Raw genomic sequence first — 14,067 nt, forward strand, 5'->3', positions numbered from 1 at the left:
AAAACTATTCAAATGAAAAAATTACTTAAAAATAAACACAAACTATTGTGGGGGATATTTTTTGTAGATATTGCTCTCGGATTTTTAATTTGGACTGTAATAGAAACTGGGATTTTATAAATGCTTATCAATGAATTTAATTAAATCGATATTCTTATTGTTGATTTGTGTGGCTTTTTCTTGTAATTCAGCTAAAAAGCCAAGTAACGATTTCTCTAAAATAATAAGTAGGCAATTTATGGGTTCTGATTCTTTAGTGATTAATATAAATTATCGTGTTTTGGAAGGTTGTTTGGGACATTTTCGAGGTAGAATTAAAATCAAAACTTATGATGATAAATTTCATTTTTTTCATGAATATTTTGGTGATAACTATACAGTAGAGGTTTTTGAAGGTAGAAAAGAAAATATTATAAAAAAAGTAGAACAGTTAGAAGTGAATTCTAAAAAATCTATCAAAAGTTGTGGGGGCACTTCTGGAGGAACCGCTTATCATTTTAATATGTGTATTAATAATTCTGAAGAAACTGAGTTTGGTTACTGCAAATCAGAATACGACGGGTTAGCATACTTTCTTTCAAAAATGAGAAACCTAAAAACTAAAGAAATCTTTATTAAAAATTAGATTCCTGCCTACGCAGGAATATGTCTAAACATAACTCACCACAATCGCAATCACCCCAACAATCAAACAATAGATGGCAAAATAGCTGAGCTTGCTTTTTCGAACCAACGATATCATCCAAGTACAGGCAAAAAGTCCAGAAATAAAGGCTGCGATAAAGCCAACAATGAGTCCAGTGCTATTACCGGTGTGGGTGAGGTTTCCGTCGAGTAGATCTTTAGCGATTTTTCCTAAAATTAACGGAACCACCATTAAAAAAGAAAAACGAGCGGCTTTCGTTTTGTCGTTACCCAATAAAACAGAAGTAGAAATAGTAGAACCACTCCTAGAAATACCGGGAAGTAACGCAATAGCTTGGGCCAATCCAATAACAAACGCATTGGAATAGCTTACAGGTTTACCGGTGTTTTTAGCTTTGTCTGCGAGCCAAAGTAAAAGTGCGGTGATGATGAGCATAAAGCCAACCAATAAAACGCTTCCTCCAAATAATTGTTCAAGTTGTTCTTCAAATAAAATCCCAACAATTGCTGCGGGAATCATGGAAATGATGATTTTTAAAGAAAACTGTGTTTCTTCATTCCATTTAAATTGAAGCAATCCTTTTAAAATATCCCAAATGTCCTTTCTAAAAACAACAATGGTACTTAAGGCAGTTGCAAAATGCATGACGACTGTGAAAAGTAAGGATTCTTCAGGAATGCTATTGTCGCCTAAAATGGCTTTTCCTAGCTCTAAATGTCCGCTGGAAGAAACAGGAAGGAATTCGGTTAATCCTTGAATGATTCCAAGGATTAGGGCGTCTAAAACATCCATTATTTTTTCTTCGGATTTAAGAGAATTGCGTAAACCTCAATCCCCAGACCAAGTAAAACTAACATAGGAGCTAATCGAATTCTTCGCCAGCTATAAATTTCTGGATTAAACACTTCAGGGTCATCGCTGCCACCGCCGGCCATTAAAATAAAACCAAGCGCAATTACGGCCATCCCGATTAACATCACTTGATAATTTTTCTTTTTGAAAATAAAGTAAGGTTCCGGTTTTTGTTCTTGTTTACGTTTTTGTTCTCCCATAGTAATCGCAAAAGTAATTATTTATTTTTAGATGGGTTTTGTCTGGTGTCAAAAACTCTAATAACGTAAATATATTGCTTGCCAACACGGTAAGTTATTTTACAGTTATGAGAGATTAGTTTTCGATAATTACGTTTTAGATGAGCAAAGTTTTCATCTTTAGCCCCAATTTTTGAAAAATCTCCACAATGTTTTTCAAGAATTTCAGTACTCTTTCTAATTTGAGTAAGAATATTGAGGGCTTTTTCTTTTCCGTAAAGTTCTAAGTAAAATTGAGCCGTTTTTTCTAAATCTTTCGTGGCTCTAGAAGTCCAAACTACTAATTTTGTTACTTCATCCAACTTTCAATCATTTTCTGAACTTCTGCTTGACTATGCACTTTTCCTTCTTTGATGTCTTCTTCGCCTTCAAAAATACGCTTGTCATTTTCCAATTGCCTTAAATAGCTTTTTGCAATTTTATAGAAATTCTTGACAAACTTATCGTTACCTGAATCGATGATTGAATGTAGCTCCTTTTTAATTTCAAAAGTTTCCATAAAAACTCTTTTTTATAAAGATAATACTTTAATAATAAAGCTCGTCAGTTTGTAGGTTTAAGAAACGTTGGGTTGCAAAGAAAGTACTTATCCAACTAATGATAATTCCTATCAAGAAAACGGCTGTAAATAAAGCGATCAATAAGTTTCTATCGGCCAATAAATTAAGTTCCGGGAAACTTTGGTTTATGTAATACAATACACCTGCCATTCCGCCCAAGGCCAAAACAGCTCCGATAATTCCCAATCGAACGCTTTTCCAAATAAAAGGTCGGCGAATAAAGCCTTTTGTAGCTCCCACCATTTGCATGGTTTTAATGGTAAAACGTTTTGAATATACGGAAAGTCGGATAGAACTGTTAATCAATAATACAGCGATAAAGAGGAAGATGCCACTCACCACTAAAATCCAAAAACTAATTCGTTTGACGTTATCGTTGAGTAGGGCAATTAATGGCTTGTCGTAAACCACATCGTCTACAAAGTTTTTTTCTGAAAGATCACGGGAAATTTCTGCAATTTGGGTTTCAGAAACATAATCGGCATTAAAAAATACATCAATCGAATTTTGAAGTGGATTATAGCCTAAAAAATCCATGAAATTTTCGCCAATCTCTTCACTATGTTGTTTGGCAGCTTCTTCTTTCGAAATAAAACGCGTGCTTTTGGTATAGTCTGCCAGCGCTAAGCTTTTTTGAAGCTGATCGATTTCTACCTCTTTAGCGGTATCCTTTAAGAAAACGGTAAGTGCGATTTGTTCTTTAAAATGATCGGCCACTTTTTTCGTATTCAATACTAAAATTCCTAGAATCCCAAGTAAAAAAAGGACTAGAGAGATACTAATTATTACCGAAAAGTAAGACGAAATTAATCGTCTTTTCTGATATCTTTCAAAAGAAGAACTCATATATACCGCACAAGTTTTTTGTAAAAATAATAAAGTTTGTCGTTTCCTATATTTAAAACGTTTAAAGTTTTAAAAAATTGAAAGAACACCTAGATTGTTTAAAAGCGATTATAGTTTATGGAGTTAAAGTTGCTGAATTGAAATCTAACTCTGTGAAATCTTCATTGACCGTAATGCTTAAATATCCATGTTCTTCTACAGCTTCAATGGCTTCTAGTTGATTGTCTAATTGTATGGTGTCAATTTTAAATGGCAATCCGTGGATTTGTATTTTAAATGTTTTAGAATCACTTTTAAACGAGCCTTCTATATGTTGTTGAATAACCAATTGGTTTTTTCTTCCGGTAAGCTTAAATGTACGAAGGCAATAATTGCCGGTAGTGTAATCGTAACCGTCTTGTAAATCTTCAAAAAATTGAGAATCTTCAACTCCTTCCTTGTAATAAACATCCAGTACGGTTTCTTCAATCTTTTTCTCTCCTACGTATTGCTGAACGGGATATTTAGGGATGATAGCTCCTTCTTTAATAAATAAAGGCATGGTGTCTATATCTGCTTCCACCCAAATTTCCTTTCCGCCTATTTCAATTTTATCGGTCCAGTAGTTGTACCAATTGCCACGAGGAATGTACATACGTCTTCCTTTTGCATTGGGTTCTAGAACAGGACATACCAATATGCTGTTCCCAAAAATAAATTCATCTATTCGGTAATGGGTGTTCGCATCTTCTTGGTCATACATCACCAAAGATTTGATGAGCGGAATTCCTCTTTCTGTATATTCCCAAAACGCGGTATATAAATAGGGTAGCAGTTGGTAGCGTAACTCGATAAATTTTCTTACAATATCGGTGATGTCTTCACCAAATGTCCACGGCTCTTGTTCTCCGTGGTCTCCCGAAGAATGAACCCTGAAGAACGGATGGAAAGCTCCTAATTGTATCCATCTTGTAAAAAGCTCGCCTTGTGGTTGTTCTGCAAAGCCTCCAATATCACTTCCGGCAAATGAAAATCCTGACGTAGCTAGGCGTTGAACTTGTACATTGGCGATCCATAAATGCTCCCAATTGGCAATGTTATCTCCAGTCCAAGTAGAAGTGTAACGTTGCGTACCGGAATAAGCGGCTCTGGTAATTACAAATGGTCGTTTGGGATGAGCGAATTTTTTAACGCCGTGATAAGTGGCTCTTGCCATCTGCATGCCATAAATGTTATGTGCTTTTCGGTGGCTGCAGGGATTATCGTCGTAATCATGCCTTACATCATGAGGAAATGTTTTATTGGGAACTTCCATAATGGCGGGTTCATTCATATCATTCCAAACACCTCTTACACCTATTTCTCCAATGAGTTCTTTAAATAGTCCTGCCCACCATTTTCTGACTTCAGGTTTGGTGAAATCCGGAAAATAACATTCACCCGGCCAAACTTTTCCTTTTGCGTAAGGTCCATCGGCTCTTTTGCAAAAATAATCCTTGGCTAAACCTTCTTGGAATATTTCATAATCCGGATCTATTTTAATTCCCGGATCTATAATAGCTACCGTTTTAAAACCATCATCTGCCAGTTCTTTCACCATGCGTTTAGGATCGGGAAAATAGTCTTTGTTCCAAGTAAAACATCTAAACCCATCCATATAATCGATGTCTAGATAGATGGCATCACATGGTATTTGAAGTTGACGAAAAGTAGAGGTGATTTCTTTCACTTTACTCTCTGGGAAGTAACTCCATTTGCATTGATGAAAACCTAATGCCCATAATGGCGGAAGTTTGGGCTTGCCGGTAAGTTCTGTGTAGTTTTTAACGACATCAACCATATTTGGGCCATAGATAAAATAATAGTTCATCTCTCCGCCTTGCGCCCAAAAACTGGTAACGTATCTACGTTCTTGTGAAAAATCAAAGAAAGACCTAAAGGTGTTATCAAAGAAAATTCCGTAGGCTTTTTTGTTATAAAGTCCTGTATAGAAAGGAATGGCTTTATAAATAGGATCTGTTTCTTTTCCATAGGCGTAAGAATCGGTGACCCAATTTTCAAAACGTTTGCCTTTTAGGTTTAAGTTATTGGATTTATCACCCAGTCCAAAATAACTTTCTCCATCGTGAGAAACTTTACTCATTTTTACAATATCGCCTCCATGCTCATAGCTTTCTTCCCAATGGAAACCGAGTTCATCCTGATTGACTAATGTCCCATCAATGCTATCATACATTTTTACTTTTAGGTTTTTCTTAGCAACCTTACAAATAAGTTTTGAAGTAGTAATGGTATAATATTCACTATCGTCTTTCATCTCCAATTGATTGTGACTGGTATGATAGTGATTATTAATAGCGTAAGAAAAATCATTGGCAAATCTATCGTTGGTAGAATACCTAAATCTGAACAATTCTCCACGAAGTATAGTTACTTGAAGAACTACGCCATTTTCAGTAGTAAATGTAAATGAATTTACATCTTTGTCGAAGGCTGTTATTTTAGAAGGAAAAATATTTCCTTTCTTTTCCAATTCTGTATTTGTAATCATAGATGAAAGAATATAATAAGTAAATTAACAGAATAGTTTTGATATATAAGCTGCTAATAAAAAATTTATTTAAATGTATGAAGTGAATTATTATAAAAACGATAAAGTTTTTATAAAAGTTAAATGGAGGTAAAATTCAATTCATGAATTTATTTTAGGAAATGTATTTGAATACAATAGCAGAAAGTGGCGGGATTTTGATAGTTGCTGAATATTGTTGCGATTGCCAAGGTGTTTTGTTTGCTGAAGTGATGTTGTTTTTATAATCACCGGTTCCGTTAAAAGCTTTATGATCACTATTGAAAACCTCTTTTATTTTTCCTAACTCCGGAACTCCTATATGATATTCTTCAAAAGGAGTAGGGGTGAAATTACAAATAACAATCAGTTGGTCTTTGAGATCTTTTCCTTTTCTAATAAAAGACAAGATAGAATTTTCAGCATCCTTATAATCAATCCATTCAAAACCTTCCGGGATGAATTGTCTTTCGTAAAGTGCAGGTTCGTTTTTATAGAATTTATTTAAAGCTTTGATGGTTTCTTGAATGCCTTTGTGTGGCGCATATTGAAGTAGGTGCCAATCTAAACTCTCATTAAAATTCCATTCTTCACTTTGCCCAAATTCACAGCCTTGAAATAGTAATTTAGTACCGGGATGCATAAACATATATGCGTAGAGTAAACGTAAATTTGCAAAACGCTGCCATTCATCTCCCGGCATTCTACCTAAGATGGAACGTTTACCGTAAACGACTTCGTCATGAGATAAGGGCAACATAAAATTTTCGGTGAAAGCATACGTCAACGAAAAACTAATATTGTTTTGATGGTATTTTCTATAAATAGGTTCTTTAGAAAAATACTGAAGCGTATCGTGCATCCATCCCATCATCCATTTCATTCCAAAACCAAGTCCGCCAAGATGAACAGGTTTGGATACGCCACTATACGCAGTAGATTCTTCAGCAATGGTTTGCACATCCGGATAATGTGCGTACACCTCTTTATTGAGTTCTTCTAAAAAAGAAATAGCTTCTAAATGATGATTTCCGCCAAATTGATTGGGTTCCCATTCACCTTCTTCCCTAGAATAATCTAAGTATAAAATAGAAGCAACGGCATCTACCCGTATGCCGTCGATGTGGTATTGGTCTAACCAAAATAGGGCATTACTAATTAAAAAAGACCTAACTTCATTACGACTATAATTAAAAATTAAGCTTTTCCAATCGGGATGATAACCTTTTTTGGGGTCGGGATGTTCATAAAGATGAGTTCCGTCAAAAAAACCAAGACCGTGCCTGTCTTCCGGAAAATGCGAAGGCACCCAGTCAAGGATAATCCCGATGTTGTTTTGATGAAGTTGATCGATTAAATATTTAAACTCTTCCGGATAACCAAATCTTGAAGTCGGTGCAAAATATCCCGTAATTTGATAGCCCCAACTCGGGTCGTAAGGATATTCCATAATGGGCATCAACTCCACATGGGTAAAGCCCATTTCTTTTACATAATTCACTAATTCTGTTGCGAGTTCAACATAGGAGAGCGATCTGTTTTCTTCTATTTTCTTTTTCCAAGAAGATAAATGCACTTCATATACAGAAAATGGAGCTCCTAAAGAATTATGATGATTTCTTTTGTTGAGCCAAGGATTATCTTTCCAAACATAATCATCTTTCCAAACTACAGAAGCTGTATTTGGCGGATGCTCACACCTTCTGGCGTAAGGATCTGCTTTTTCGGTAATGATGTTATTGTGATGACTATGAATTTTATATTTATAGAGATTTCCTTTTTTTACACCGGGAATAAAGCCTTCCCAAATACCACTTCCATCCCAACGAACTTTAAGTAAATGTTCGCTGTCATGCCAATAGTTAAAGTCGCCAATAACCGAAACTTGTTTTGCACTAGGCGCCCAAACTGAAAAATAGGTGCCTTCCACACCATCTAGGGTGATGAGGTGGGAACCAAATTTTTCATATAATTTAAAATGTTTTCCTGCTTTAAATAAATCAATATCAAATTCAGAAAAAAGACTGTGAACATCAACTTTAGCCATTATTTTATAATTGTGCCTACGGGTAATACCGCACCTTTTTTTAATACGACAATACCTTCCTTGATAACGTAAGAATCAGTTTCTTTGTCTTCTAAATGCTTTCCGCCTTCAATAATCGTATTATCGCCAATTCTGCAGTTTTTGTCAATTATCGTATAACTTATTTGGCAATTCTCACCTACTCCTGCAAGAATATCTATTTTTTTACTTTCAATTTCCTCTAAAGATTCGTAAAAATCATTTCCCATCATATAGGTGTTTTTAATAATAGAACCTTTCCCTATCCTGGATCTAATACCAATTACCGAAGATTCTATTTTATCGGCACTGATAAGACAGCCTTCAGCAATTACTGTTTTCTCGAGCTGCGTGTTCACTATTTTTGAAGTAGGCAGTATTCGGGCGCGGGTGTAAACCCTATTGGTAATATCGTATAAATTAAATTTTGGGATATAATCGGTTAAGCCAATATTGGCTTCAAAAAAAGATTCAATGTTCCCAATATCGGTCCAATAACCTTCAAATTGATAGCTAAACACTTTCCTTTTTCCAATGGCCTGCGGAATAATTTCTTTTCCAAAATCTACGGTACTTTCATCATTCATCAATTCTTCCAAAAGCTTCCGGTTAAAAATATAAATCCCCATTGAACCCAAATACGATCTTCCTTCTGCTTCCATTTCAGGTCCGGTAGGCGATACCCATTCAGGTAAGAGTTCAGCACTGGGTTTTTCTATAAATGAAGTAATACGGTTATCCTTATCGGTTTTTAAAATTCCAAAACTTGGTGCCTCCTTCGCATTTACCGGAACGGTTCCAATGGTAATATCTGCCCCGGTATCCCTATGCTGTTCAATCATTTTGTTGTAATCCATGTGGTATAATTGATCACCCGATAGAATTAAAAAATAATCAAATTTATTTTTTAGGAAATGATGCATGCCTTGTCGCACGGCATCTGCTGTTCCTTGATACCAAGTTTTGTTGTTAGGGGTTTGTTCTGCTGCTAACACATCGACAAAAGCCGAACTAAAAAAACTAAAATTGAAAGTGTTTTTGATATGTCTGTTTAAGGAAGCTGAATTAAACTGAGTAAGCACATACATGCGTTTGATATCAGAATTAAGACAGTTGGAAATAGGAATATCTACCAATCTATATTTTCCTGCAATAGGAACCGCAGGTTTAGATCTACTTTCGGTTAAAGGATGCAGACGTGTGCCTTGCCCTCCTCCCAAAATTACCGATAATACACTTTCATTGTACATGTTAGTTGGTTTTTAAAGATTTATATAAGTCGTTGTATTTTTTGGCAGATGCATCCCAAGAGTGATCTATATGCATCATTGTTTTTCTTATATTTTTGAGGTTGGGTACTTCTTCGTAATAGGTAATTGCCCGTTGTATAGTTTTAAGACAATTCTCCACACTTACATGGTCAAAACGAAAACCAAAACCGCCATGCTTTACATCTGTGACGGTATCTTTTAATCCGCCGGTGCTGTGTACAATCGGGATGGTTCCATACTGCATGGCATACAGTTGGTTAAGTCCGCAAGGCTCAATTCTCGAAGGCATCAATAAAAAATCTGAACCAGCATAAATCCGGTGAGAAAGTTCTTCATTGTAACCTATACATTTATTGTAATTACTTTTATGTTTTGATTTTAGTGCTTCCAGCTGTTGTTCCAATACTTTATTTCCTGAACCTAAAATTAAAATACTGCAATTTTTTTCAGTAAGAATACTGTCGATCACCTCTGGTAAAAGATCGGCACTTTTTTCGTAAACCAACCTCCCAATAAAAGAAAACAAAGGCTTTGATAAAGAAAAACCAAACTCTTTACAGAGCCATTTTTTATTAGCGGTTTTCCCTGTTTGAACATTATTGCTGGTGTAATTTTTAGTAAGCATGTCATCTGTTTCAGGATTCCAAACCGATGTATCTATACCGTTTAGAATACCCACACATTTATCTTTTTCATGACTTAATAAAAGCTCTAGACCATTTGCGTCTTTTTGTAGCTCTTTCATATAGCTTTCAGAAACCGTAGTTACGCGCCAAGCACATTTAATTCCTGCTGCTAACGGGTTTATAGCTCCATTCCAATCCAATAAACCATTTCTGGAAATGTCAAATGCAGGCAAGTAGTGTATAAATTCATGGGAAAACCAACCTTGGTATTGTGCATTATGAATGCTCAGTACAGTAGGAATTTGGTTGAGTGCTTTATATTTATAACATTCTTGTAGCATAAAAGGGATTAACCCCGTATGATGATCGTGACAATGAATAATGGAAGGTTTATCTTTTAAACTCAATATCCAATCTAACGCAGCAATTTGAAATGCGGTAAAACGTTCCGTGTCATCCTCAGAATACACATATTCTTTAAATAGAAGTTCAGGAATATCAATAAATATTACCTCTACCGCTAAACTGTTTTTCTTTAGTGCTAAAACTTGGTAAGCATAGGTTTTCTCCCCTAAGGAGACTTCAGCCGTGGCAATTGTTTTAAACTCATTTTTTTGGGTAAAACGGTTATTGTAAAATGGCATCAATACGCTTGCTTTCACGCCAGCATTTTCTTGGTATTTAGGCAAGGATCCCACTACATCCGCTAAACCCCCAACTTTAGCAATCGGGTAACATTCAGCACTTATGTGTATTACATTCATTATAAAAGAAACAAAAAATTAATCTTTAGAATTGTGTTTGGTTAATTCGTAATAAAACAGCCTTGAGTTTATAAGATTTATATTTTCAAAGCATTATTTTGTTAAAATACGTATAAATTTAATGAAATGGAAAGATAATTATCTGTTTGTTTTGAAAAATTTAAGGACTTAATTTTTATATCAATCCATTTTCTATAAATTCCCATAAGTGGTTTAAAATTGTAAATTTGCAGTCAATAATTTTCAAGCAGTTTTGTGCTAATCAAACGGATAAACTATAAAAATGAACTATAACTTTAACGAGATCGAAGCCAAATGGCAAAAACATTGGGCAGAACACCAAACTTTTAAAGCTAGTAACCAAAGCGATAAAGAGAAATTTTATGTGTTAGATATGTTTCCTTATCCATCGGGAGCAGGTTTGCACGTGGGGCATCCGTTAGGGTATATTGCCAGCGATATTTATGCGCGTTACAAAAGGCATCAGGGTTTTAATGTATTGCATCCGCAAGGCTATGATTCATTTGGGTTGCCGGCAGAACAATATGCCATACAAACCGGTCAACATCCGGCAATTACCACCAAAACCAATATCGCACGGTACCGTGAACAACTTGATAAAATCGGGTTTTCCTTTGATTGGAGCCGTGAAGTACGCACCAGTGATCCGAACTATTACAAATGGACACAGTGGATTTTCATTCAGCTTTTTGAAAGTTGGTACGATGTTGTAGAAGGAAAAGCCAAACCCATTTCAGCATTAATTGAAAGCTTTGCAGCAGAAGGAAACACAAGCGTTAATGCGGCTTGTGATGATGATGTTGCTGAATTTTCTGCGGAAGATTGGAAAGCCTTTTCAGAAAAAGAGCAAGAAGAAATTCTTTTAAAATATAGATTAACTTACCTAGCGGAAACCGAAGTAAACTGGTGTCCGCAATTGGGAACCGTTTTAGCCAACGACGAGATCGTGAATGGCGTTTCAGAACGTGGCGGTTATCCTGTGGTTCGTAAAAAAATGAAACAATGGAGTATGCGAATTTCTGCCTATGCAGAACGTTTGCTTCAAGGGTTAAATGATATCGATTGGACCGATAGCTTAAAAGAAAGTCAACGTAACTGGATCGGGAAATCGGTAGGGGCACAAGTTGAATTCCCCATCCTATCCTTCCCCAAAGGGGAAGCGAAAGCAGAGCCGGGTTATATGACAGGTGGAAATAATTCTCATCTTTTAATAAAAAAAGCTCAAGAAAATAGAGCAAACCCAACAGAAGCTGAAAGGATCCTTTGGGAACAATTAAGGAGTAAAAAATTAGAAGGTTACAAGTTTAGGCAGCAACATCTGATAGATGACTTTATTGTTGATTTTGTGTGTCTTTCTAAAAAACTAGTTGTTGAAGTAGATGGAAAAATACATGAGACGACAAAGGAATATGATGGAGAGCGAACTAAAGTTCTAGAAGAAAAAGGTTTCAAGGTAATCCGTTTTAAGAATGAAGAAATTATTGGTGACCTTGATAATGTTTTAGAAAAAATTCTTGAAGCCATAGAGAAACAGGCTCCCCTTTCCTTCGGAGAGGGGTCGGGGGAGAGGATTTCCGTTTTTACCACACGTCCTGATACGATTTTCGGAGTGACTTTTATGACCTTAGCTCCGGAACACGAATTGGTTTCAAAAATTACCACGCCTGAACAAAAAGAAGCGGTGGAAGCTTATGTAGAAGCGACCGCAAAACGTAGTGAGCGGGAACGAATGGCCGATGTAAAAACTATTTCTGGAGTTTTTACCGGAGCTTATGCGGAGCATCCGTTTACCAAAGAGCCGGTACCCATTTGGATTGGAGATTACGTGTTGGCAAGCTACGGAACCGGTGCCGTGATGGCCGTTCCTTGTGGTGACCAACGTGATTTTGATTTTGCAAAACATTTCGAGAGAAAACCGGGAATGCCAAAAATTAAAAACATTTTTAAGGATGTTGATATTACGGAAGCCGCCCATGCCGATAAAGAAGGGACGGTGATCACCAATTCAGATTTCTTAAATGATTTACTGTATAAAAAAGCCTTGAAACGAGCGATTTTTGAATTAGAGAAAATCGGTCAAGGAAAAGGAAAAACCAACTATCGTTTGCGCGATGCCGTATTTAGTCGTCAGCGGTATTGGGGAGAGCCCTTCCCAGTCTATTACGTGAACGGAATGCCGCGAATGATCGAAGAAAAATATTTGCCTTTAGAATTACCCGAAGTTGAAAAATACTTGCCTACGGAAGAAGGTGAACCGCCATTAGGTCGTGCCGATGTTTGGGCTTGGGATACAAAAAATAATAAAGTAGTGCCGAATGCGATGCTGAAACAAGTTCAGCATGACGGTTCTGAGCGTCATTCCGAACTTGATTCGGAATCACATCACAATGAGATTTATCCACTCGAATTAAACACCATGCCGGGTTGGGCTGGAAGCTCTTGGTATTTCTTCCGTTATATGGAAGATGAAAAACGTAAGGAGATGTTTGCGTCTCCCGAAGCTTTGAACTATTGGCAAAATGTCGATTTATATATTGGCGGTAGCGAACACGCGACCGGACATTTACTGTACGCGCGTTTTTGGACGAAGTTCTTAAAAGACCGCGGATTCGTTCCTGTAGAAGAACCCTTTAAAAAACTCATCAACCAAGGAATGATCTTGGGTACAAGTGCAATTGTTTATAGGATTTCTGGTACGAACAAATATGTTTCACTAGGCTTGAAGTCTAATTATGATGTTGAAGAAATTAGAGTAGATGTCAATTTTGTGAATGGTTCAGATGAAATAGATCTAGAGAAATTGAAATCTTGGTTGCCAGAATTTAATAGTGCAGAATTTATCAAAGAGGATGATGGTAAATACATTGTAGGTAGAGAAGTTGAGAAAATGTCTAAAAGATGGTATAATGTTGTCAATCCCGATGATATTTGTGAAGATTATGGTGCCGATACGCTTCGTATGTACGAGATGTTTTTAGGTCCGCTAGAACAAGCTAAACCTTGGAACACCGCGGGAATCACCGGTGTACATAACTTCCTTAAAAAACTGTGGAAATTGTACCACAACAACGAAGAATTTGCTGTGACCGATGCCGAGCCGAGTAAAGACTCCTTAAAAACACTACATAAAACCATCAAAAAAGTAACTGAAGATATTGAAAACTTTAGTTTCAATACTTCCGTGTCTACCTTTATGATTTGTGTGAATGAGTTGACAGCGCAAAAATGTACTTCCAAAGCCATTCTAGAACCTTTAGCCGTGTTGATTTCGCCTTACGCGCCACACATAGCTGAAGAATTATGGAGTAAATTAGGAAATGAAGGCAGCGTAGCTTTTGCAGCTTACCCAAAATTTGAAGAAAAGCACCTTAAAGAAAGCTCAAAAACCTATCCGGTTTCTTTCAACGGGAAAATGCGTTTCACCATGGATTTGTCGTTAGATTTATCGAAAGACGAATTAGAAGAAATTGTGATGAATGATGAGCGCACCAAAAAACAATTAGATGGGTCAACCCCTAAAAAAGTGATTATTGTTCCGGGTAAAATCATAAATATTGTAAAATAACCCTATAAATTTAGGGGTTGATAAGGGTGTTTTAAACTTTTTTAAGTTTAACACCCTTATTTTT

The 14,067-nt window shown here is 36.2% G+C and carries 11 protein-coding genes; 2 read left to right on the forward strand and 9 right to left on the reverse strand.

Features of this window, described 5'->3' with window-relative positions:
• The first annotated feature begins 130 nt into the window (after positions 1 to 130).
• On the forward strand, positions 131 to 625 hold the full coding sequence (locus FVB9532_RS04390) for a hypothetical protein (RefSeq protein ID WP_150543990.1): 495 nt from the start codon (positions 131 to 133) through the stop codon (positions 623 to 625).
• Positions 626 to 649: 24 nt separating this feature from the next.
• Here the strand turns inward: FVB9532_RS04390 and FVB9532_RS04395 are convergent, their stop codons facing one another.
• The 9 genes from FVB9532_RS04395 to FVB9532_RS04440 form a co-directional block, all read right to left on the reverse strand.
• Positions 650 to 1,438, reverse strand: a complete 789-nt coding sequence (locus tag FVB9532_RS04395) for an undecaprenyl-diphosphate phosphatase (RefSeq protein WP_150543991.1) — start codon at positions 1,436 to 1,438, stop codon at positions 650 to 652.
• Positions 1,438 to 1,698: a DUF3098 domain-containing protein gene (locus tag FVB9532_RS04400; protein ID WP_150543992.1), complete on the reverse strand. Its 261-nt coding sequence runs from the start codon at positions 1,696 to 1,698 to the stop codon at positions 1,438 to 1,440. The genes FVB9532_RS04395 and FVB9532_RS04400 overlap by 1 nt, the downstream gene beginning before the upstream one ends.
• 17 nt (positions 1,699 to 1,715) lie before the next feature.
• Entirely contained in the window at positions 1,716 to 2,039 is a 324-nt protein-coding gene (locus FVB9532_RS04410) for a type II toxin-antitoxin system RelE/ParE family toxin (RefSeq protein WP_150543994.1), read from the reverse strand.
• Complete coding sequence (locus FVB9532_RS04415) at positions 2,027 to 2,236, reverse strand: hypothetical protein (RefSeq protein WP_150543995.1); 210 nt, start codon at positions 2,234 to 2,236, stop codon at positions 2,027 to 2,029. Before FVB9532_RS04415 ends, FVB9532_RS04410 begins: the two co-directional genes overlap by 13 nt.
• A gap of 28 nt (positions 2,237 to 2,264) precedes the next feature.
• Entirely contained in the window at positions 2,265 to 3,143 is an 879-nt protein-coding gene (locus FVB9532_RS04420; protein WP_150543996.1) for a cell division protein FtsX, read from the reverse strand.
• A 115-nt stretch (positions 3,144 to 3,258) separates the two neighbouring features.
• On the reverse strand, positions 3,259 to 5,673 hold the full coding sequence (locus FVB9532_RS04425; RefSeq protein ID WP_150543997.1) for a glycoside hydrolase family 31 protein: 2,415 nt from the start codon (positions 5,671 to 5,673) through the stop codon (positions 3,259 to 3,261).
• Between the two features lie 154 nt (positions 5,674 to 5,827).
• Positions 5,828 to 7,738 (reverse strand): 1,4-alpha-glucan branching protein GlgB, encoded by a 1,911-nt coding sequence (gene glgB / locus FVB9532_RS04430; RefSeq protein WP_150543998.1) that lies wholly within the window; start codon positions 7,736 to 7,738, stop codon positions 5,828 to 5,830.
• Positions 7,738 to 9,006 carry a glucose-1-phosphate adenylyltransferase gene (locus tag FVB9532_RS04435; protein ID WP_150543999.1) on the reverse strand — a complete coding sequence of 423 codons (1,269 nt, stop codon included), beginning with the start codon at positions 9,004 to 9,006 and terminating at the stop codon, positions 7,738 to 7,740. The genes glgB and FVB9532_RS04435 overlap by 1 nt, the downstream gene beginning before the upstream one ends.
• Before the next feature lies 1 nt (position 9,007).
• Positions 9,008 to 10,417 (reverse strand): glycogen synthase, encoded by a 1,410-nt coding sequence (locus tag FVB9532_RS04440; protein WP_150544000.1) that lies wholly within the window; start codon positions 10,415 to 10,417, stop codon positions 9,008 to 9,010.
• Between the two features lie 283 nt (positions 10,418 to 10,700).
• Here FVB9532_RS04440 and FVB9532_RS04445 point away from each other — a divergent pair, with 283 nt between their 5' ends.
• Positions 10,701 to 14,003, forward strand: coding sequence for a leucine--tRNA ligase (locus FVB9532_RS04445; RefSeq protein ID WP_150544001.1), 3,303 nt, complete (start codon positions 10,701 to 10,703; stop codon positions 14,001 to 14,003).
• Positions 14,004 to 14,067: the final 64 nt, after the last annotated feature.

Source organism: Mesonia oceanica (assembly GCF_902499555.1).
GTDB lineage: Bacteria > Bacteroidota > Bacteroidia > Flavobacteriales > Flavobacteriaceae > Mesonia > Mesonia oceanica.